We start from the raw sequence: 20543 nt of genomic DNA, 5'->3' as shown, positions 1-20543 counted from the left end.
GACGTGGCCAGACAAGGGGGACCGCATGACTCAGCCTGTTGAGGCCGGTACAGCGTTGCCGCGCAGCCAGACTGCGTTCATGGTGACGGCACTAGCGGTGTCGGTCGCCTCGTTCATGCTCAACGCGACCATGTTCTCGCCGGCGATCCGGGACATCAACGCTCACCTCGGGCCGCAAGGCTATGCGTCGATGTCGGCCTATTTCTATCTCTCCGGCGCGATCTGCAACGTCGTGTTGATCCGCTGGAGCGACTACATCGGCCGCAAGAACGTCCTGCTCGGCATCCTCGTCGTGCAATGCATCGGGACGCTGTTGTGCGTCGCAACCACGTCGCTGCCGATCGTGGTGTTGGGCCGGGTCCTGCAGGGAGGCTCCAACATCACATTCGGCCTTTCCTACCTGGTGATGCGGGAAACCCTCAGCGCGACGGCGTTCGGCGTCTGCTGCGGCGTGCTCTCGGCGGTCAACGCCGGAGTGGGCGGCTTCGACGCGCTGCTCGGCGGGTTCATGGTCGATCACTACGGCTACCGCTCGATCTTCGTGTTGACCTTGGTGGTCGGCGTCCTCGCCATCGCGCTGATCTGGAAGGCGGTGCCCGGCGCCGGCCCGGCGGGCGCGGTGTCGGGCCGGATGGACTGGGTAGGGGCGGCCCTGATCGCGCTCGGGATCGCCGGGATCAATCTGTTCCTCGGCAACGGGGGACACCAGGGTTGGCTTTCGCCGCTGGTGCTCGGATTCATCGTGGCGGCCATTGTCGCGTTGGTGGCGTTCGTGGTGGTCGAGCGGCGCGTGGAGCATCCCCTGGTGCACATCGACGAGATGGCGTCGCGCTACGCCTGGCCGGTGATCGCCTTGACCATCTTGTTCTTTGCGTCGTTCATGGTGGTGCTCGGCTTCATCATCCCGTCCATCGCCGAGGACGACCAGATCGGCTTCGGCGCCAGCGGCCAGACGACGGCGCTGCTGTTCATCACTCCCGCCTCCGCGGTCCAACTCGTCGTGGCACCATTTATCGGACGCCTCGCGGTCAAGATCGGCTTCGTCACCGTGTTGCGCGCGGGCCTGGTCTTTGCCATCGCGGACACCGCGCTGCTTGCGATCTTCGCCTTCCAGCGGGGCATGGTCCCCGTGCTGATGGGCGTGTTCGGAATAGTCCTGGCCACCTGCCTCACCCCGATCGCCGCGCTGGGTGTCCTCCAAGCACCGCGAGACGAGCCGGGCTCGCTGCCCGGAATCGCCAACTCCGCCTTCGGTATCGGCGGATCGATCGGATTCGCTTGGGCCGGAACGGTTGTCGCGCAGGGCACGAAGGCGGGGTATCAGTCCGCGTTATGGATCTGCGTGGCCATCGGCGTGGCCACCCTGGTGATGAGCCTTATCCTCAAGCCCAGGCCGCTCGTCGCGGCCGGCCCCGCCCCGCAGCTGACGCATCAGCCATGACCTCGCTGCCCAGGGAAGGGCGATCGCGGTGGATTCTGGCCGCGGTGTCGACGGCGCTTTTCTGCGTGCAGATCGATTACTTCGCGATGAACCTGTCGCTGCCGCGGATGGCGGCCGATCTGCACAGCACTACGTCTGATCTGCAATGGGTGATCAGCGTCTACATGCTGACGTTGGGCGCCTTCATGGTGCCTGCGGGCCGCATCGGCGACATCTTCGGGCGACGGCGCTCGCTGCTCGGCGGCATCGCGCTGTTCGGAGTCGCATCGGTATTCTGCGCGATCGCGCCGTCGGCCGCCGTCGTCATAATTTTTCGGGCGGTCCAAGGTATCGGGGCCGCCTTCATCTTCCCGGTGTCGGTCAGCGTCCTGACCAATGCCTTCCCGGCGGGCAAGTCGAGTCATGCCATTGGATTGGCCTACGGCATAGCCGGATTGGGCAACGCCGCGGGTCCGCTGGTGGGCGGGTTGCTCACCCAGACCGTGGGCTGGCGGTTCGTCTTCTGGATGCTGGTGCCGTTGGCGGCGGTGTCGTTGCTCGTCGGCGCGGCGACGATTCCGGAGACCTCGGACGAAACCGTGCCGCGGCGTTTGGATCTCAGCGGGCTGGCACTGATCACGACGGGAATCGGGTTGTTCACCATCGCCTTTGACCGGGCGCCGTCTTGGGGCTGGCTGTCCGCGGCGACGGTCGGTGCATTCGTGGCCTCCGTGCTGGTGCTGGCCGCGTTCGTCGTCGTCGAGCAGCGGGTGCGCTGGCCACTGGTTAACCTTGCGCTGCTGCGCAATTCGAAGTTCTCCACCCTGGTCGTGGCGGGCACGATCGCCAACATCGCCTACACGGTGACCGTGTTCCTCTCCACGATGAACCTGCAGCAGGTCCGCGGGCTGGACCCCCTCACCGCCGGCATCGCGTTCCTGGGCCCGTCGGCAGGCGCGGCGTTGGGCGGGGTGATCTCGGGACGCCTGGCCGCGCGCTATTCGCCCATCCTGGTCATGGGCATCGGCTGCGCGGTCGCCGCCGTGTCGCTGGGTGTCCTGGCGGCCTCAGCGCAGTGGGCGCTCTACCTCGTCGCGCTGACGGCGTGCGGTTTCACTATGGGTCTGGTCTACGCGTTCACCACGGTCGCGACGCAAACCGTGGTTGCACCCGAGCGGGCCGGCGAAGCCGCCGGGGTGACGTTGACGTCGTTGGTGACGATCGCCGGCGTCGGAATCGCGGTGTCGGGCACCGTGTTAGAGATGCTGCAGCGTCACGGCCTGAGCATGGGCAGCGGCATCCAATCCATCCTCGCGGTGATCGCCGCGCTGCTGCTGCCCGCGGGCCTGGCCGTGCTGCGGAGCGCACGCAGCGAGTCGGCCGCGGCCGAACCTAGCTGACCGCCTGAACCTCGGCGACGGGGTTCTCCAGCGACACCGCCTTGGTTTCGCGCATCACCAGCAGCGCGATGACGCTCAGGACCGCCGCGACGCTCAGATACATCCCGACCCACGCCACCCCGTGATTGGTGGCCAGCCAGGTAGCGATGAACGGCGCCACCGCGGCACCCAGGATGCCGGCCACGTTGTAGGCGATCCCGGAGCCGGTGTAGCGGACGTTGGTCGGGAACAGTTCGGGCAGCACCGCGCTCATCGGCCCGAAAGACAAGCCCATCAACGTCATCCCGATGACCAAAAACAGCGTCGCGGATCCCTTCGTCGCGCTGGCGGGCGCCAACAGCAGGTCGAACGACGCCCCGTAGCCGATGATCACGGTAGTGATGACCAACAACGTGATCCGCCGGCCGAACCGGTCGGCGAGTGCGCCGGCGATTGGCACCGTTGCCGCAAAGAACAGCACCGCGATCAATTGGATGTGCAGGAAGTCCGCATAGCCGAAGCCCAGGCCGGCCCCCCGCGGGGGCCGCTTCGCGGTGCCGTAGCTCAGCGTCCACGTGGTGACCGTGTAGAAGAGGGTGTACGTCGCGAGCATGACGAAGGTGCCGATGATCAGTTCACGCCAGTTCGTGCGAAACACCGCGATCAGTGGACTGCGCACGCGCTCGCCGCGCTCGAGCGCCTTGGCGAACACCGGCGTCTCGGTCAAGCGCAGCCGCACGTAGAGCCCGATCGCCACCATGACCGCACTGAGCAGGAACGGGATGCGCCACCCCCAGGTCAAAAACGCGCCGCCCAGGTCGGCTTCGACGTTGCTGTGGCCCAGCCAGCTGATCAAGATCAGGAACAGCCCGTTGGCCAGCAGGAAACCGAATGGTGCGCCCAGCTGCGGCCACATCGCGGCGCGCGCCCGCTTGTCGGGTTCGGCGGTTTCGGTGACCAGCAGCGCCGCACCGCTCCACTCGCCGCCCAACGCGAGACCCTGGGTGAACCGCATGGTCGCCAACAGCACCGGTGCCGCGATGCCCACCTGCTGGTAGGTCGGCAGCACACCGACCACGAAGGTGGCGATGCCCATGGTCAGCAGCGAGCCGACCAGCGTGGCCTTGCGCCCCACGCGATCGCCGAAATGCCCGAACAGGACCGACCCCAGCGGGCGCGCCACGAACGCCAGACCGAATGTCGCGAGCGAGGCCAGCAGCGCGGTGGTGCCGTTGCCCTTCGGGAAGAACAGATGCGGGAAGACGCTGACCGCGGCCGTGGCATAGATGTAGAAGTCGTAGAACTCGACCGTGGTGCCCACCATCGAGGCGACGGCGATACGACGCCGCGGGTGTGGGTCAGCCATCGCAATGCCTCCTGAGCGGGAAAAGAGTCACGACATCATCGCATCGATGCGGCCGCCTGTTGCCGGAATCGTGTAGGAATCGCAAGAGCTGCAACGACTTACTCGTGATCAAACCTTGTCCAAGACTTGACCGACCCGCTGGCGTGCGGTCACCGACGGCCCGTCGTGTCGCCCCTAACATCGTCAAGCGTTAGGACGACTAGTCACGTCAGAGGGTGATAACGCGATGCGGTCTGCGGTTCGATCTGTTCTGGTGATGCTGGGAATCGCCGCGGCGTTGGTCGCAGGGCCAACCGACGTGCGCCTGGCGTCCGTGAGCCTTCCGCACGGCGACTTCGCCATCGCGACCGTGCTACCCACGCGCGGCGAGCTGGTGGGTGTCGCGCACCCCGTCGTGGTGACGTTCCGCAAGCCGATCGCAGACCGGGCCGCGGCCGAGCGTGCGATCGAGGTCAACTCCACGCCCGCGATGACCGGCAAGTACGAGTGGGTGGACAACGACGTGGTGCAATGGGTGCCCGATCGATACTGGCCGGCGCACAGCACCGTGGCACTCTCGGTGGGCGGCGTACCGACGGAATTCCAAACCGGCGCAGTCGTACTCGGGGTCGCCGACATCTCGAAGCACACGTTCACCGTGAGCGTCGACGGCGTTCCGGCGGGGACGCCGTCGCAGCTGCCCGCGCCGCACCACCGGCCGAACTGGGGTGAGCCGGGCGTGATGCCGGCGTCGTTGGGCAGGCCCAATTACCCGACGCCGGTCGGCAAGTATGCGGTCCTGTCCAAAGACCGCTCGGTGACGATGGATTCGAGCAGCGTCGGCATCCCCGTGAACGATCCCGACGGGTACAACCTCACGGTGGATTACGGCGTCCGCATCGACAACCACGGCCTCTACGTGCATTCAGCTCCGTGGGCCGTCCCGGCCATGGGGGTGGAGAACGTCAGCCACGGCTGCATCAGCCTGGCCCCCGACGACGCCGAGTGGTACTTCAACAACGTCAAGGTCGGTGACCCGGTCGTCGTGCAGGAAGGAGTTCCGGTAGGAGACAAATGGGTTGAAGGCGACCCGGCGCATGCGGCCGGCTGAAATCAGGGCGTAGGCGTAGTGGCCGTGACCAAGGTCGGCTGAGCGCCTGATGCGGGCGGAGGCGTTGCCGCCGGACCGGGCCGAACCACCGGGTCCGCGGCCAGCGACGGATTGGCCGGCACGCCCTTACCGCCTATGCCGCCCTGCGTGATCAGCGGCGCAGTCACCGGCGCGACCGGGGGAGCTCCCAGGATCGGGGCGCCGCCGACCGGCAGAGGCGGAACCAGCGGCACCGGCGGAACCACCGGCACTGCCGGAATCGGACCAGGCAGGACCACCGGTGCCGGCGCTGCGAGTCCCGCCATCTGGTCCACGCACGCGGCGCCACCCGGTGCCGCCGCGGAGTGATCCACACATGCGGCACCGCCGCCGGCCGACGCGTCCGGGCTGAACGCCAAAGCGGCGCTGCACAACCCGGCGCTCGCGGCCACCGTGATGCCAAACAAATCAAAAGTCTTCAACGCAAACTCTCCGGTATTCGGTTTAGAGGGGGTATTGCCGCAACCAAAGGGTGCGTCGGAACTGTATCGCTGTCTCGGAGGCTTTCCTAGACGGGCGACCGAATTGGTTGCCCAACAGAGACATAACACGGGCCGCGCCGTAGTCACATCTTTTCCAAACGGTGACTTGCGGGATGGGCGGCCGTGGTTCTCACGCGATCTCATCGCCTTAAACGCGTTGTCTAACAGGCCCTTTAGTGGCGGCACTCGGATCGGCGGGTTTGTACCATCACAAGTTTCCCGACGGTTAGACGCTTCGGCCGCGAACAAATCAGATCCAGCAAGGCGATTCGCGCATTAAGCCAAGCATGTAATTCATTGGACGACACGGGATTCGGGGCTAGGCCGCAAAGGGGGCGAAGCTGGGTGGCCGTGTAGGCCCTGCATAGCGCGGACGAGCCGCAAGGCTTAGCATCTTTATGCTTACATATGATGCTAAGATGCCTGCATGCGCACGACAATCCGCATCGACGACGAGCTCTACCGCCAAGTGAAGGCGATGGCCGCTCGCTCCGGGCGTACCGTCGCCGCGGTCCTCGAAGACGCGATTCGGCGAGGTCTAAGCCCGTCCGAACGGCGAGCTAGCGGTCATTACGCCGTCCGTCCGACGGGGAGGGGAGGGCTTCGTTCCGGCGTAGACCTCTCATCCCGTGCCGCCATCGCTGAGGCGATGGACGAAGGCGCTCCGATCGATGCTTTGCGTTGATGTCAACGTCCTCGTTTATGCGCACCGCGCCGATCTGCCCGAGCATTCGGCCTACCGACAGCTGCTGGAACGGCTGGCGAACGGTGATGAGCCTTTAGGTCTGCCGGATCTGACCCTCGGTGGATTCGTCCGCGTGATGACCAATCGCCGGATCTTCTCCGAACCGACAAATTCAGACGAGGCATGGCTTGCGGTCAATGCGCTGCTCGAAGCGCCTGCGGCCATGCAACTTCGCGCCGGCCAACGACATTGGATGTTGTTTCGTCAACTCGCGACCGACATCGACGCACGCGGCAACGACGTCGCGGATGCTTATCTGGCTGCGTACGCGCTTGAGAACAGCGCGACGTGGTTGAGCGCAGACCGCGGCTTCGCACGCTTCCACCGACTGCGCTGGGTTCATCCACTCGATCTCTAGCTGAGCGCAAGTGGCCGAGGCCGGTCGCTTTGAGATTCAGCCCGCCGCAAACATTGACAGTGTCAATGTAACAGTGTCACTATTGGCACCATGGTGGACCAGGCGTCGTGGACGCTGGACGAGCTCGTGCAACGGGTGGCCGTTTGCCTTGCCGATCCCGCGTACCCCGGCGCACCCAACGGGCGGGTCCGGGATCTGCCCGATCGACGGGCCGTGCGCTGGTACACCACGACCGGACTCGTCGACCGGCCCGCCATGCAGGGCCGCACCGCGCTCTACAGCGCCCGGCATCTGCTGCAGGTCGTCGCGGTCAAACGCCGCCAGGCCGAGGGCCGCTCGCTGGCCGAAGTCCAGGCCGAACTGATCGGCGCCACCGACGACACCCTGCGCAAGGTCGCCGCGATTCCCGAGGACGTCATCGCGGCAGCGGAGCCCGCACCGGCGCGCCCGCCGGCGCCGCCGAGCCGCCGAAGCCGGTTCTGGGCCGAGCCGCCCGCCGTCGCGCAACCCGTGACGTCACCCAACGGCGATGACACTGTCACCAAGCTGGCCGCCGTCGGCCTGCCGGGCGGGGCGCTGCTCCTGCTGCCCGAGCGCCCGGATGCCAGTGGCCGACCCGACCAAGACGACATCGACGCCATCCACGCCGCCGCTCGGCCGCTACTGGAACTGCTGGCCCAACGCGGCTTGCTGTCCGGCCCGCTACCCCTCGATGAACGGAGCCCAGAATGACTGTCCGCATCACGTCGATGACCGACGCCGAGATGCAAAGCATCGCTTCGGAAGACACCGGGCTGGGTGCGGTGAGCACCGAACGGGGCAACCTGCCGCTCGATCGCATCGACGTGCGCGCGGACATCGCCGGGCTTACCAGTCGAGTGGAGCTGACGCAGGACTTCGTCAACGTCTTCGACGTCCCGCTGGAAGCCACCTACGTGTTTCCGCTACCGGATCGGGGTTCGGTCACCCGCATGCGGATGACCGCCGACGGGCGGGTCGTCGAGGCGAAGCTGCGCGAGCGCGAAGCCGCCCGCCAGGAGTATGACGACGCGATCGCCTCGGGCCGGCGAGCGGCCATCGCGGAGGAGGAGCGACCGGACGTCTTCACCATGCGGGTGGGCAACATCCATCCGGGCGAACGGGTCAGCATCGAACTCACGTTGGTCAACTCGCTGACCTACGCGGACGGCGAAGCGACGTTCCGCTTCCCGCTTGTCGTTGCGCCACGGTACATTCCGGGCCGCGCACTTGCCGATGTCGCGGTCGGTGACGGCCACGCGGACGACACCGACGCGGTTCCCGACGCGTCGCGCATCACCCCGCCCGTGCTGCTGCCCGGGTTCCCGCATCCGGCTCGGCTGACCATCGAGGTCGGGATCGACCCGGCCGGTCTGACCCTGTCGGAGCTGCGGTCGAGTTTTCCCGCCGTGTCCACCGACGACGGCAAGTTGCGGATACAACCCGGCGAGCGGCCCAACCGGGATTTCGTTCTGCGGTTGCGCTACGGCACCGACGACGTCACCGATTCGCTTGTCCTGGTACCCGATTCGGACGGTGACGAGGGAACCTATCAGCTCACCGTCCTGCCGCCGGCGTCCAGCGCGCCGCCGCGTCCGCGGGACCTGGTGCTGGTGCTCGACCGCTCCGGGAGCATGAGCGGATGGAAGATGGTGACCGCCCGCCGCGCCGCGGCGCGCATCATCGACACGCTTACCGGCGCCGATCGCTTCGCGGTGTTGACGTTCGACGAGGAGATCGACCGCCCCGCCGGTCTGCCCGACGGGTTAGCTGAGGCCAACGACCGCAACCGATTTCGCGCCGTCGAGCACCTCGCCCAAGTCGACGCGCGAGGCGGCACGGAGCTGCTGGCGCCGCTACGGCAGGCCCTGGCCTTGTTGAGCGGGCCACCCAACGGTGAAGCCCGCGACGCCGTCGTCATTCTCGTCACCGACGGCCAGGTCGGAAACGAGGACCAGCTGTTGCGCGAACTGTCCGGCGATCTGCAGCGGGTACGGCTGCACACGGTTGGCATCGATCAGGCCGTCAATGCCGGGTTGCTACGCCGCCTTGCCGGCGTCGGCGGCGGAAGTTGCGACCTGGTGGAAAGCGAGGACCGGCTCGACGAGGCAATGCATGGTCTGCATCGCCGTATCGGCGCCCCGCTGGTCCACTCGTTGGCCCTGCGGGCCGAGGGGTTGGCGTGCGTCGAGGACACCGTGAGCCCGGTTCGGATACCCGATCTGTTCCCAGGGGTGCCGCTGGTGATCAGTGGCCGGTATCGGGGCAGCGCGACAGGGTCGCTCGCTCTGCACGGCACCGACGGCCAGGCCGGGGATTGGTCGGTGACGGTCGCCGGGCAGCGCCGCGAGGCCCCCGCGGTGACGGCTCAGTGGGCGCGGGCCCACCTGCGCGACCTCGAAGACCGTTACGCCGCGGTTCCCACCGAAGACCTGGAGCGGCGAATCACCGCCACCTCCTTGCGGTTTGGGGTGTTGTGCAGGTTCACCGCATACGTTGCCGTCGATAGCCGGGCCGGTCGGGTCGTCGCCGACGGTGAACTGCACCGCGTCATGCAGCCCGTCGAGATGCCCGACGGCTGGGACGCCGTCGCCCTGTCGGGGGCCCCAAGCCCCGCTCGTATGGTGGCGGTCGCGTCGGCGATGCCGCCCCAGCCGGTACCGCTCGCAACGGCGTCGTCGGGGCGAACGGTCAAGCTGCGCAACGTGATCGCGGTGGCGGTGGTCAGCGCGTCCCTCATTGGCGGCGGCTGGGCTTGGTCGCTGAACCGGGGGAGTTCGCCGTCGTCGGTGAGCAACGGCGTCGTGGCGGGCAAGCTTCCGGCGTCCGAGGATGCGAGCATCCCGAACGCGACGAAAGCCGGCGTGCCCCAGGGCACGGTGTCGGCGCCGCAGGCACCCGCGCCACCACCTCGGACCCCCGAGGACGGCACTTTCAAACGCGACATCGTCACGAACGGATCGGTGCAGATGGTGGTAGCCGAGCCCAGCCAGGTGGCCGACCGGCTCGTCGCCGCGGTCGACGACGCCGGCGGACGAGTGGACTCGCGATCGGAGCGCTCCGGATCGTCCTCGCCGACAATAGATCTCGTCGTGCGCATTCCCGCGGACAAACTTGACCGGGTGCTAGCCGACGCCAAGAAGCTCGGGACCGTCGAATCGATGTCGATCAACCACACCGACGTCACCTCGCAGCGCGTCGACCTTGATGCCCGCATGGAAGCGTTGCAGACCTCGGTCAATCGACTGCTGCAACTGATGGGCAAAGCGGGCGACGTTGCGGACCTGCTCGCGGCGGAGTCGTCGCTCACCCAGCGGCAGGCCGAGCTGGACTCGCTGCGGGCACAGCGCGCAGCGCTAGGGGACCAGATCTCCTATGCGACGATCAACGTCAATCTCTCGGCCAAACCGGCCGTGCCGCATCGTGGTTTCGTTGGCGCGCTGCAACGCGGTTGGCAGTCCTTGCTCTCCGCAATCCATGGGGTCCTCGTCGCCATCGGATTCCTGATTCCATGGCTACCGGTGCTGGCCGTCGTGGTATTGGCCGGCGTCTGGATCCGACGCCGCAAGCCTTTTCGTCGAGCGGCCGCAAAGTAGTTGAAATTGCGCGAAACGGGCTCATTGAGGCCGTCGTCGGTGGGATAATCCAATACCCGTTGGACGAAAGGGGAGGTTTGCAATGAGCCGGTTTGGACGGCGTTGCGTAATCGGGGCATTCGCGCTTGCGTTGGCGGGATTGCCCGCGGTTGTGGTACCGGCGACCGGCCGCGCCGATGGCGAGTGCGCGCCCGGCTGGGGCTGGAGCGTCGAGTTGAATCAATGCGTGTTCCTGCTTCCGGCGGTAAACGGGCCGGGCGGACCGGGCGGACCCGGTGGACCGGGGGGCCCGGGCGGGCCCGGCGGCCCAGGCGGTCCGGGCGGACCCGGTGGGCCCGCGGGACCGGGAGGGCCCGGCCGCCGCTAGTCTGAGCCGATGGCGCAACCGCGACGCCGAGGGCTCAACGGCGCGATCACGCAAATGTGGAGCTTGCTGGCTCCGGTCTACGATCTGCCGGTCTTGCAGCAGTGGGTCTACCGACCCCCGCACGACGAGGTGATCGCGCAGCTGCGCGCCCACGGAGCCCGCAAAATCGCTGATATAGCTTGCGGCACAGGCATTCTCAGCGACCGAATCGAGCGCGAAATCAAGCCCGATGAGATCTACGGCGTCGACATGTCCGACGGCATGCTTGCGCAGGCGCGCGCCCGCACCGACCGGGTGAAGTTTCTCCGCGGCCCAGCCGAGCAGCTGCCCTTTGACGACGGTGCGCTTGACGCTGTGGTCACGACCTCGGCGTTTCACTTCTTCGACCAACCGGCGGCCCTGCGCGAGTTTCATCGCGTCCTCGCCCCCGGCGGACTGGCCGCGGTCTCGGCGCTGACCTCGCCGCAATGGCTGCCGCCGCTACCGAGGGACAACCGATGGAAGCCGCAGCACAACCCGTCGCCCGCGGAAATGCGCAGACTGTTCGAACGTGCGGAGTTCACCGTCAGCGATCAGCATCGCATCCGGCGGCCGCCATGGCTGTTGCTGGTGTCCGATTCGATCACCGTCGGCATCAAGAACTAATCGATCAGCACGGCGAGGGATCGGCGTCCCATTCGGTCAGTGTCCATCCGTCCGAAGGGTTTCCGGTGAGCACCACGCGGCCGACGTTCGGCAGCGGCTTGGTGCGCAGCAGCGATAGGTCCGGGTTGTGCACGTTCATCAGAACCCAGAACATGATCGCCGCGGCATGCGAAAACGCGACCGGGTTCTGCTGGCCGCTGTCGTAGATGCGTTGGACGGCCTCGTTGAACCTTGCCTCGAACTCGTTGCCGTCCACCGAGCCCGGGATCCGCGCGCTGCGGTCTCCCTGCAGCCATTTCGCGGGCGCAACGAAGTACGTCTGCGGGATGTCGGCCTCGGGTTTGCCTTCGTATTGGCCGGCCTCGATCTCGCGCAGTCCGGGCAATACGGTGACGGGTTCGCCCAGCGCCTGAGACGTCGGCGTGGCCGTCTGCTGGGTGCGCAACAAGGTCGACGCGTAGATGCCGTCGTAGTGGTTGGGGGCCAACTGGGTTGCCGCGATCGTCGCTTGACACCAGCCCTTAGAGGTGATGTCCGGGCCGGGGACCGAGGTGTCGATCAAGCCCGACGCATTGGCGGCCGATTGGGCGTGCCGCACCAGCGTCAGCGTGATGGTGCGCGGGCCGGCGGCCCGCGCCAATCCACAGCTTGCGATCAACAACGCGACGACGGCGACGGCGACGAAACGCCGTGCGTTCATGACGATTTCAGCCCGCAGATTCACGCGAGAAGTTTAAGGCGTGTGGGTGCAGCGCGCTGCACGACCCAGCACGCGACGCCCGCCTCGCCGATGGGCGAAGCGGGCGTCGGGTGAGCTGCTCTTCCTAACGGCTCCTTACAGGGTCTTTACAGGGGGATCCACACCCCGAAGAACCAGAAGCCCCATTGATTGAAGCCGGGGTCCCACACCGGGGTTTCCTGGTAGCCCCAGTAGTTGATCGGGCCGGCATCCCAGCGTCCCCCGGGCGGAGGAAGCGGGCGGCCCCAGTTGGGCCGCGGCGGCGCACCGGGTCCCCAGGGCGCGGGTCCCTCGCCCCACGGCGCCCCGTGGAAGTAGCCGCGCTGCGGATCCCCGCGCCACGGCCCGCCGGGTGCGCCCGGAGGTCCACCCGGGTGACCCGGTCCGCCGGGCCCTTCCGCGGGTCCACCCGGGTGACCGGGTCCGCCGGGCCCGCCGGGCGCGCCCGGAGGCCCACCCGGACCGCCCGGGCCGCCCGCGCCGCCGTGTCCGCCGGGTCCGCCGGGCCCGCCAGGTCCGCCGGGCCCGCCGGGCGGGGGTCCGCCCGGGCCGCCGTGTCCGCCCGGAGCCCCGCCGGGTCCGCCGGGACCGCCCGGCCCGGGACCGCCCGGGCCGCCGGGCCCACCCGGATCGCCCGGGCCGTTCTTCGCGTGGAAGTCCGCGGGCGCGCCGTGACCGCCAGCGGCGGCTGACGGTGCGGCGTTCGCCAAACCGGCGCCCACACCAATCGCCGCGGCGCTGAAGGCGCCCGCCATGGTCGCGGCCGCGACCAGTTGTTTCAGATTCATGTTCGTTCACCTATCTCTTAGTGAGCATGTGGAACAAGCCCCCCGACACAGCTCCAAGCTAAATAGCTTGTCTATGGATCTGCTATGCCGCGCTCCTGCGGTTCCTTTGGCCGCAGCGCTGGCTTTCAACCAACCGGGCCATTAACACCACCCGGCAGGGTTACCCGGTCTGCCGGAAACCATGCGGATCTGCCCCGGGCGCAAGGTGGCGGATCGTGACCGGAGCGGGCCGAACGCGGGGCAGCAAAAGCCCAGCAAATGCGATGCCATCGGCGCAAACGCACCTACGATTTGGCAATGGCGCTTGAGGTGGGTCAAGTGTTTGCCGGCTATGCGATCCTGCGGGTCCTGGGCGCGGGCGGGATGGGCAAGGTCTATCTCGCGTCGCATCCGCGATTGCCGCGCCAGGACGCGCTCAAGGTGTTGCCGGCGGATTTGACCGCCGATCCGGAGTTTCGGGCACGGTTTGCCCGCGAGGCTGAGTTGGCCGCCGGTTTGTCGCATCCGCACATCGTGGGCATCCATGACCGCGGCGAAGAAGATGGCCAGTTTTGGATCTCGATGGATTACGTCGCCGGCGCCGATCTCGCCCGGGTGCTGCGCGATGACTATCCGGGCGGGATGCCGATCGATCAAGTGGTGCCGATCATCACCGCGCTCGCCTCGGCGCTTGACTACGCGCATCATCGTGGGTTGCTGCACCGTGACGTCAAGCCGGCCAACATTTTGTTGACCGACCCCGACGAACAACAGCGCCGCCGGGTGTATCTGGCTGATTTCGGCATCGCGCGCCACGTCGATGACGGGGCGGGCCTGACGGCGACCAAGACCGCGGTGGGCACGGTGGCCTACGCGGCCCCCGAGCAGTTGAAGGCGGAGGCGGTCGACGGCCGCGCCGATCAGTATGCGTTGGCCTGCACAGCTTTTCACATGTTGACCGGTGCGCCGCCCTATGGTTCCTCCAATCCGGCCGTGGTGATCACCGGCCATGTCAGCGCCCCGCCGCCGTCGATCGGTGCGATCCATCCCGAATTGGCCGGGCTGGATTCGGTGTTCGCCACGGCGATGGCCAAAGAACCTTCCGACCGGTTCGGCAGCTGCCGTGAATTCGCCGACCAACTAAGCCAGCCTCGCGGCGCGACCTCCTCGTACGCCCAACACACCCGACTCGCGCTGGGCGCAACCGCGCCCACCCCGCCACCGCTGCAGGTACCGGTCGCGGGGAGACGCACGGGCCGGCGTCGCGGCGTGCTGATCGGCGCCCTGGCGGGCGCGGCGTTGCTGATCGCCGGCGGTGTGTTCGCGGTCGTCACACTCGTCGGCCAACCCGATTCCGGCACCAGCCCGGGGCCCTTGAGCGGCACATACCGGACCGACTTCGGCCCGATCGTGCGCCTCGAAGAGACCGCGGACCCGAATGCAGCGCCCGAGCTGAGCGCCACCTATGGCCTCCGCTCGGTGTGTCGCTCCACCGGATGCGTGGCCACGGCGTCCCGCCTGAGTGGTCCACCGGTGGCGATGCCGACCATGGTCTTCGACCAGATCAATGGGCATTGGGTCGCGGTGGCCGTCCAATCAGATCAGTGCCGAGACGCTTCCACCGAATTCTGGCAGGTGTTCACGCTGCAACCACGGCCCGACGGCTCCCTGGTCGGCGAATACACCGCGACAGCGGCCAAGGGCTGCGCCGACAAGCGCATGGTGACACTCACCCGCACCGGCGCCGTCGACGACACCAAGGTCGGCGACCCGGCACGCCAACCGGCGCGGGTGGTGTCGCCGGCAGAAGGGCTGCATGGCAGCTACCGCACCACCCGGATTTTCGCGAACGGGGGCCCGCAACAGCAGTTGACCGCGGCGGCCACCACCGCGTGCCTGCGCAGCGGCGATCGATGCATCAGCCAACTGCGCCAAGAAGTGGGCTTTGTGCCGCTGGTGTTCGGCGCGGGGAAGTGGAACCTGCAGGTCGACGACGACGGGCAGTGTCCGCAGTCCGGAGACACCACGCGGATAAAAGACACCGGCACCTACCCGTTGCCGCAGCCGGCGCAGAATCCGATCACCCTGTTGAGCGGGCGCGGCCATCATGATCAGTCGGCGCCGTGCGCGCTGAGCGTGGACTTTGACGAAAAGCTCACGCGCACCGGCGATTAGTCCCCGTCCGCGCGCGTGCGGATGAAACGCGGTCGCCGGTCGACTGAGAGGATCTACGATTTGCCCATGTCGCTTGCGAGTGGCCAGGTGTTCGCTGGATACACGATCGTGCGGGTCCTCGGCACCGGCGGGATGGGCAGCGTCTATTTGGCGACGCATCCGCGGCTGCCGCGCCAGGACGCGCTGAAGGTGTTGCCGGCGGATTTGACCGCAGACCCCGAGTTTCGAGGGCGGTTCCTGCGCGAGGCGGAGCTGGCCGCCAGTCTGTCGCATCCCAACATCATTGGGATCCACGACCGCGGCGAAGAGGACGGCCAGTTCTGGATTTCGATGGACTATGTGGCCGGCACCGACGCGGGCCACTTCCTGCGTGACCACTTTCCCGGCGGGATGCCCCTCGAGGAGGTGGCCCCGATCATCGCCGCGGTGGGCTCCGCGCTGGACTATGCCCATCAGCGAGGGTTGTTGCACCGTGATGTCAAGCCGGCCAACATCTTGTTGGCCGATCCCGATGGGCAAGAGCGGCGGGCGTTTCTGGCTGATTTCGGCATCGCGCGCAGCATCGATGACGCGGTGGGGCTGACGGCGACGAACATGACGGTGGGCACGGTGAACTACGCGGCGCCCGAGCAGTTGCGGGGTGAATCGATCGATGGGCGCGCCGATCAATATGCGTTGGCCTGCACCGCTTTTCATTTGTTGGTCGGGGTTGCGCCGTTTGACGACTCCAATCCGGCGGTGGTGATCAGCCGCCACGTCCACGCCCCGCCACCTCCGATCGGCGTGCATCGCCCGGAGTTGGCGCGCCTGGATGCGGTGTTCGCCACCGCGATGGCCAAACAGCCGTCGCGGCGGTTTGCCAGCTGCGCGGAATTCGCGGCCCAGCTGACCCAGCAACCGGATGGGGGTTCCCGCTACGACGGCGCCGTTCCGTTCCTCGACACGCAACCGTCGCTGGACGTAACCGCGCCCGCGCTGACGACGTTTACCCCCGTCAAGCGGCGGCGCACCGGCGTGCTGGTCGGCGCTTTGCTTGGCGCCGCGCTGCTGATCGTTGGTGGTGTTTTCGCCGCCGTGAAGCTGACCCGGCATCAGCCTGCGGCCGCCCCGCCGCGCCCCACCGCAGGCGCCCCCCCGACGCCCAACACCGGCCCGTTCACCGGTGTCTACCAGGCCCACTTCGGCCCGGCCACCAAACTCGACGGCGCCGTCGTCCCCGGTCAGAAGCCCCTGACGGACACCTACGCCGTGCGCTCGGTGTGCCGCCAATCCGGATGCGTGGCCACCGCGGCCCGCCTGAGCGGCGAGATGAGACTCGCGTCGAGCACGACATTCGACCAGGTGGGCGGGCGCTGGGTGGGGGTCACCCTCGCGATGGACAAGTGCCGTGACGCTCCCGACGAAACCTGGCAGGTCCTCACGCTGGAACCGAGTCCCGACGGCACCTTCACCGGAACCTACCGCGGAGCCTCACCCAATGCGTGCGCCGAAAAACGAACGGTGACCTTCACCCGCACCGGGGACGTCGACGTCAACAGCCTGCCCGACCCGAGCAGCCTGCCACCGCGGGTGGCATCCCCGGCCGAAGCGCTGCACGGCCGCTACCACATCACCCGCAAGTTCGCCAACGGCGCGCCGCCAAATCAGGACGGCCCCGCCGTCATCACCGATTGCCTCCGCACCGGCGATCGGTGCATGAGCTACTTCCACTCGGGATCATTCGACACACCAATGGTTTTCAGCGGCGGGAACTGGAACATGGACGTCGAGCACGACGAGGACGCCCCTAGCTGCGGCGGCCAGGTCGGTGTGAAAATCACCGGCCAGTATCCGCTGCCGCAGCCGACGCAAGATCCCATCACCCTGCTCACCGGGCGCGGTCACCTGATCGAGAACGGGCCCACACCGTGCGATGTCAGCGTTGACTTCGACGAAACCTACACCCGCATAGGCGATTAGACCTCTCGGCCCTACCGCTGACCTGCGACTGGAAGCGCTACTGTAATATTCACGGTTCGGTGGCTGCAAAGGAGAATCAGTTGAAAGTCGTGGTTCGGTGACCGAGCCGAAGATCCTGCCGGACGGCATTGACTTGGCCGCAGCGACGTCGTACTTCGTCCGCGACCAAAATCGCTACGTACCAACCGAAGTCGCTCGCGGCGGATGGGGACCAAAGCTCAGCGGCCACGTCATCGGCGGGCTGTTGGCCTGGGCGGTCGAGCGGACGGTCGACGACCCGGAGCTGCTTCCGGCGAAACTCAGCGTCGATCTTCCCGCACCGGCTGCGCTGGAACCCGTCGAGCTGCACACCCGGGTGGAGCATGAGCGGCGTCGCCTGCGCCTCGTCGAAGCGGTGATGACACAGCAGGGCGAACCGGTGGCCCGGGCGAGCGTACTGTTTCTGCGGCGCGGCCCCCAGCCCGACGGGACAGTGTGGTCACAACCAGTTCAGATGCCGCCGCTGCCCACCGAGTTCGACGCTGGCCCGACGCTTTTCATGCGGACCTACGGCTGGGGCGGCGCGGTGCAAAATCCCGATCCCGATTGGGACACGTCCGGTCCGAAATACACCTGGTTGCACGAAACACGGCCGTTGATCGAGGACGAACCGTTGACCCCATTCAGTCGCACGGCCATGTGCGCCGACGTGACGGCCGCCATCGCCAACTGGGGCACCGAGGCGTTGCAGTTCATCAACGTCGACTACACCCTGACGCTGAGCAGACTGCCCGAAGGGCCACACATTGGGCTGGCCGCCCTTACTCACTACAGCGACGACGGCGTGGCCAACGGGTCGGCCGTCGTCCTGGACCACAAGGGGCCCGTCGGCAGCACGGTGGCGGTCTCGATCGCGCACGCGGGATTTCGTCCACCGCACGTGGGTTAAGGATCGCGACCGTGTCGGACGTTAAGACGTTCTGGTCGTTGATCGCCGACGCGGCCCAACGCGATCGTCGGCTGCTCGCCGATGAGCATGGCCGCAGCTTTAGCGCACGCCAATTCCACGACGCCGCCTGCGCGACGGCCGCGGCGTTCGCCCAACGCGGGATTCGCGCAGGCACCGTCGTGTCCTGGCAACTGCCCACCACGCTCGAGACCATGGTCGTGATGGCAGCGCTGGCTCGGCTCGGCGCGGTGCAAAACCCGATCATCCCGCTGCTGCGGGAACTCGAGGTCGACTTCATCACCGGCCAGCTGTCAACGGAATTTCTTGTGGTGCCTGAATTTTGGCGCGGATTCGACCACGGCGGCCTCGCCCGCGCGCTGTCGGTGGAAAAGGGTTTCGAGGTCATCACCGTTGACCTGGCGACACCGCCGGTCGCCGGCGAGCTTCGGCTGCCCGGCGCGGACATCGATGACCTCCCGGCCCCCGCCGAACCGACCGGCGACACCCGATGGATCTACTATTCGTCGGGGACCACCGCGGCCCCCAAGGGGATCCGCCACAGCGACGCGTCGGTGATCGCCGGCTCGGCGGGCGTGCGCAAGATGCTCGGCACGCCGAGCAGCGACGTGAATCCGATCGCGTTTCCGGTCGCCCATATCGGCGGGGCCGCGATGCTGGCCGCCGCGCTGCTGACCGGCATGAGGTTGGTGCTGTTCGAGGCGTTCGATCCGGCCACCACACCGCTGTCCGTCGCCGCGCACAACCCGACGTTGTTGGGCATGGCGACCCCGTTTTTCGTCGCCTACCTCGAAGCCCAACGCGCCCACGGTGATCGGCCGCTGTTTCCGTCGGTGCGCGCCTGCCTGGCGGGAGGGGCACCCATCACCGCCGAACTCGGACGCCAGGTCCGCGAAACCTTCGGCGTCGCCGGCATCGCCAACTCCTGGGGCCTCACCGAGTTTCCGGTGGCGACGTCACCGGCCTTCACGGCCGCGCCCGAGGTGCTCGACTACACCGTCGGTCCGCCGGTGCCGGGGGTCAGCGTCCGCGTGACGGACAACTCGGACAACGAATTGCCCGCCGGGCGGGAGGGCGAGTTACGGCTCAAGGGGCCCCAGTGCTTCCTCGGCTACGCCGACGCCACGCTGGACGCGGACGCGTTCGACAACGGCGGCTGGCTGCGCACGGGAGATCTCGGGATGGTCGATGCGGACGGCAACGTCCGGGTCACCGGTCGGATCAAGGATGCCATCATCCGCAACGCGGAGAACGTCTCGGCGCTCGAGGTCGAGAACGTGCTGGCGACCCATCCCGCTGTCGCCGATGTCGCGGTCATCGGGGTGCCCGATCCGAGCGCGGGCGAGCGGGTTTGCGCCGTGGTGGTACCCGCCTCGGCCGCCGGTGTGTCACTGGAATCCCTTGTGCAGCACTGCCAATCGCAAGGACTGAGCCGCTACAAGCACCCCGAGCGCCTGGTGATTGTGGATGCGCTGCCGCGCAATCAGGTCGGGAAGGTGATCAAGAAGGATCTTCGCCTGGCTTTCGGTTGAACCCCAGGCGCGCTCTGGTTGCCAGAATGGACATATATGCGCCGTTGTCCGCCTCCGAGCGACAAATATTCCGTCGCGCGGCGATTGTCGCTCAGAGGCGGACAAAAGACACATGCCTTCCCCGCGGAGGCACCTGTCACAGATGGGACATGCGTCAGGCCCGGACGCTCTTGGCCGTCAGCGTTGTCCCCCACGCGCGCAACGCACCTCGCCGCATCGCCCCAGGGTCGCCGGTGGTGAGGAACACCCGCGAACTGAGCCGGGCGCTGCCGCGGGCGTGCGGATGCCGCTCGGCGATGGCGGAGGCCAGTCGCTCGGCCGGGTCGATCAACACGGCGTGCGGCAGGGCGGCAGCAAACCAATCGCGCGCGGCCGGATAGTGCGTGCACGCCAACACCAGCGCGTCGACGCGGCGCAGCGGCGCCAGAATGTGGGCCAGGTCCTTCCGAAACTGCGACGAGCCGGTGCGACCCGCCTCGATGTGCGCGGACAGCGGCTGCGCCACCCGCGACAACACCACCCGGCCGCGCCGGGCCAGACCGCGCCGGTAGTGACCCGCGGCGATGGTGCGCCGCCCGCCCACCACGCCGACCCGACCGGTGAGCTCCTCGGGAACCGAGGCGACCCCGTACTCGATGATGCCCTCCACCGGGATCGCCGCCGCCCCAAGCCTTCCCACCACGGTGCTGGCCGCGTTGCAGGCCAGAACCACCTCGGTGGCCCCACGCGCGGCGAGCGCGTCGACCACCGCGCTGAGGCGGCCGGTCAACTCGTCGACCCGCATCCGGCCGTAGGGGGTAGCGCCGGCGTCCGACCAATACAGCACGGGCAGCCCGGGTGCGGCGTGGTCGAGGGCCTGTACCAGCCCGAGCCCGCCGATGCCCCAGTCGATCACTCCCAAGCAAGGGTTCGTGTTCATG

General features: G+C 67.6%; 17 protein-coding genes. 12 read left to right on the top strand and 5 right to left on the bottom strand.

The features are described 5' to 3' along the window. Positions 1-25: 25 nt before the first annotated feature. Entirely contained in the window at positions 26-1441 is a 1416-nt protein-coding gene (locus tag G6N66_RS16985; RefSeq protein WP_085231236.1) for an MFS transporter, read from the top strand. Then, on the top strand, positions 1438-2820 hold the full coding sequence (locus G6N66_RS16980) for an MFS transporter (protein ID WP_085231235.1): 1383 nt from the start codon (positions 1438-1440) through the stop codon (positions 2818-2820). The genes G6N66_RS16985 and G6N66_RS16980 overlap by 4 nt, the downstream gene beginning before the upstream one ends. On the opposite strand, the gene G6N66_RS16975 is transcribed toward G6N66_RS16980, so the two are convergent. Continuing rightward, positions 2813-4165 carry an MFS transporter gene (locus G6N66_RS16975; RefSeq protein WP_085231234.1) on the bottom strand — a complete coding sequence of 451 codons (1353 nt, stop codon included), beginning with the start codon at positions 4163-4165 and terminating at the stop codon, positions 2813-2815. The two genes, G6N66_RS16980 and G6N66_RS16975, sit on opposite strands and share 8 nt — an antisense overlap. A 226-nt stretch (positions 4166-4391) precedes the next feature. On the opposite strand from G6N66_RS16975, the gene G6N66_RS16970 reads away from it, so the two are divergent. Beyond that, on the top strand, positions 4392-5255 hold the full coding sequence (locus tag G6N66_RS16970; RefSeq protein WP_085231233.1) for a L,D-transpeptidase: 864 nt from the start codon (positions 4392-4394) through the stop codon (positions 5253-5255). A gap of 2 nt (positions 5256-5257) precedes the next feature. On the opposite strand, the gene G6N66_RS16965 is transcribed toward G6N66_RS16970, so the two are convergent. After that, on the bottom strand, positions 5258-5716 hold the full coding sequence (locus G6N66_RS16965) for a hypothetical protein (protein ID WP_085231232.1): 459 nt from the start codon (positions 5714-5716) through the stop codon (positions 5258-5260). 487 nt (positions 5717-6203) lie between these two features. Here G6N66_RS16965 and G6N66_RS16960 point away from each other — a divergent pair, with 487 nt between their 5' ends. From G6N66_RS16960 to G6N66_RS16935, 5 genes are all read left to right on the top strand, one after another. Beyond that, positions 6204-6461 (top strand): ribbon-helix-helix protein, CopG family, encoded by a 258-nt coding sequence (locus G6N66_RS16960; protein ID WP_085231231.1) that lies wholly within the window; start codon positions 6204-6206, stop codon positions 6459-6461. After that, on the top strand, positions 6448-6879 hold the full coding sequence (locus tag G6N66_RS16955; RefSeq protein ID WP_085231230.1) for a type II toxin-antitoxin system VapC family toxin: 432 nt from the start codon (positions 6448-6450) through the stop codon (positions 6877-6879). The genes G6N66_RS16960 and G6N66_RS16955 overlap by 14 nt, the downstream gene beginning before the upstream one ends. Before the next feature lie 90 nt (positions 6880-6969). Beyond that, on the top strand, positions 6970-7611 hold the full coding sequence (locus G6N66_RS16950) for a MerR family transcriptional regulator (protein WP_085231229.1): 642 nt from the start codon (positions 6970-6972) through the stop codon (positions 7609-7611). Beyond that, positions 7608-10493 (top strand): DUF4349 domain-containing protein, encoded by a 2886-nt coding sequence (locus tag G6N66_RS16945; RefSeq protein ID WP_085231228.1) that lies wholly within the window; start codon positions 7608-7610, stop codon positions 10491-10493. The genes G6N66_RS16950 and G6N66_RS16945 overlap by 4 nt, the downstream gene beginning before the upstream one ends. Before the next feature lie 376 nt (positions 10494-10869). Then, positions 10870-11505 carry a class I SAM-dependent methyltransferase gene (locus G6N66_RS16935; RefSeq protein WP_085231227.1) on the top strand — a complete coding sequence of 212 codons (636 nt, stop codon included), beginning with the start codon at positions 10870-10872 and terminating at the stop codon, positions 11503-11505. Between the two features lie 4 nt (positions 11506-11509). Here G6N66_RS16935 and G6N66_RS16930 read toward each other — a convergent pair whose 3' ends face one another. Together G6N66_RS16930 and G6N66_RS16925 are read right to left on the bottom strand one after the other, a co-directional pair. Next, complete coding sequence (locus G6N66_RS16930; RefSeq protein ID WP_085231226.1) at positions 11510-12205, bottom strand: histidine phosphatase family protein; 696 nt, start codon at positions 12203-12205, stop codon at positions 11510-11512. Positions 12206-12351: 146 nt separating this feature from the next. Next, complete coding sequence (locus tag G6N66_RS16925; protein WP_085231225.1) at positions 12352-13032, bottom strand: chitin-binding protein; 681 nt, start codon at positions 13030-13032, stop codon at positions 12352-12354. A 297-nt stretch (positions 13033-13329) separates the two neighbouring features. Here G6N66_RS16925 and G6N66_RS30100 point away from each other — a divergent pair, with 297 nt between their 5' ends. The 4 genes from G6N66_RS30100 (at position 13330) to G6N66_RS16905 (ending at position 19623) form a co-directional block, all read left to right on the top strand. Beyond that, positions 13330-15186 (top strand): serine/threonine-protein kinase, encoded by a 1857-nt coding sequence (locus G6N66_RS30100; protein WP_085231224.1) that lies wholly within the window; start codon positions 13330-13332, stop codon positions 15184-15186. 66 nt (positions 15187-15252) lie between these two features. Further along, on the top strand, positions 15253-17145 hold the full coding sequence (locus G6N66_RS30095) for a serine/threonine-protein kinase (RefSeq protein ID WP_085231223.1): 1893 nt from the start codon (positions 15253-15255) through the stop codon (positions 17143-17145). A 97-nt stretch (positions 17146-17242) separates the two neighbouring features. Further along, positions 17243-18073, top strand: coding sequence for an acyl-CoA thioesterase domain-containing protein (locus G6N66_RS16910; RefSeq protein WP_085231222.1), 831 nt, complete (start codon positions 17243-17245; stop codon positions 18071-18073). 2 nt (positions 18074-18075) lie between these two features. Continuing rightward, positions 18076-19623, top strand: coding sequence for a class I adenylate-forming enzyme family protein (locus G6N66_RS16905; RefSeq protein WP_372515755.1), 1548 nt, complete (start codon positions 18076-18078; stop codon positions 19621-19623). Between the two features lie 154 nt (positions 19624-19777). On the opposite strand, the gene G6N66_RS16900 is transcribed toward G6N66_RS16905, so the two are convergent. Then, positions 19778-20542, bottom strand: a complete 765-nt coding sequence (locus G6N66_RS16900) for a glutamate racemase (protein WP_163645861.1) — start codon at positions 20540-20542, stop codon at positions 19778-19780. Position 20543 lies beyond the last annotated feature (1 nt).

Source organism: Mycobacterium conspicuum (genome assembly GCF_010730195.1).
In the GTDB taxonomy this organism is placed as follows: domain Bacteria; phylum Actinomycetota; class Actinomycetes; order Mycobacteriales; family Mycobacteriaceae; genus Mycobacterium; species Mycobacterium conspicuum.
The sequence above is the reverse complement of the archived record's forward strand: the minus strand, read 5'-3'. Positions and strand labels throughout refer to the sequence as shown.

Bases quoted from the DNA above. Each gene is read 5' to 3' on its own strand.
- G6N66_RS16930 (WP_085231226.1), bottom strand. From the start codon at position 12,205: ATGAACGCACGGCGTTTCGTCGCCGTCGCCGTCGTCGCGTTGTTGATC.
- G6N66_RS16945 (WP_085231228.1), top strand. From the start codon at position 7,608: ATGACTGTCCGCATCACGTCGATGACCGACGCCGAGATGCAAAGCATC.
- G6N66_RS16925 (WP_085231225.1), bottom strand. From the start codon at position 13,032: ATGAATCTGAAACAACTGGTCGCGGCCGCGACCATGGCGGGCGCCTTC.
- G6N66_RS16985 (WP_085231236.1), top strand. From the start codon at position 26: ATGACTCAGCCTGTTGAGGCCGGTACAGCGTTGCCGCGCAGCCAGACT.
- G6N66_RS16955 (WP_085231230.1), top strand. From the start codon at position 6,448: ATGCTTTGCGTTGATGTCAACGTCCTCGTTTATGCGCACCGCGCCGAT.
- G6N66_RS16935 (WP_085231227.1), top strand. From the start codon at position 10,870: ATGGCGCAACCGCGACGCCGAGGGCTCAACGGCGCGATCACGCAAATG.
- G6N66_RS16970 (WP_085231233.1), top strand. From the start codon at position 4,392: ATGCGGTCTGCGGTTCGATCTGTTCTGGTGATGCTGGGAATCGCCGCG.
- G6N66_RS16960 (WP_085231231.1), top strand. From the start codon at position 6,204: ATGCGCACGACAATCCGCATCGACGACGAGCTCTACCGCCAAGTGAAG.
- G6N66_RS30100 (WP_085231224.1), top strand. From the start codon at position 13,330: ATGGCGCTTGAGGTGGGTCAAGTGTTTGCCGGCTATGCGATCCTGCGG.
- G6N66_RS16975 (WP_085231234.1), bottom strand. From the start codon at position 4,165: ATGGCTGACCCACACCCGCGGCGTCGTATCGCCGTCGCCTCGATGGTG.
- G6N66_RS30095 (WP_085231223.1), top strand. From the start codon at position 15,253: ATGTCGCTTGCGAGTGGCCAGGTGTTCGCTGGATACACGATCGTGCGG.
- G6N66_RS16950 (WP_085231229.1), top strand. From the start codon at position 6,970: ATGGTGGACCAGGCGTCGTGGACGCTGGACGAGCTCGTGCAACGGGTG.
- G6N66_RS16900 (WP_163645861.1), bottom strand. From the start codon at position 20,542: ATGAACACGAACCCTTGCTTGGGAGTGATCGACTGGGGCATCGGCGGG.
- G6N66_RS16980 (WP_085231235.1), top strand. From the start codon at position 1,438: ATGACCTCGCTGCCCAGGGAAGGGCGATCGCGGTGGATTCTGGCCGCG.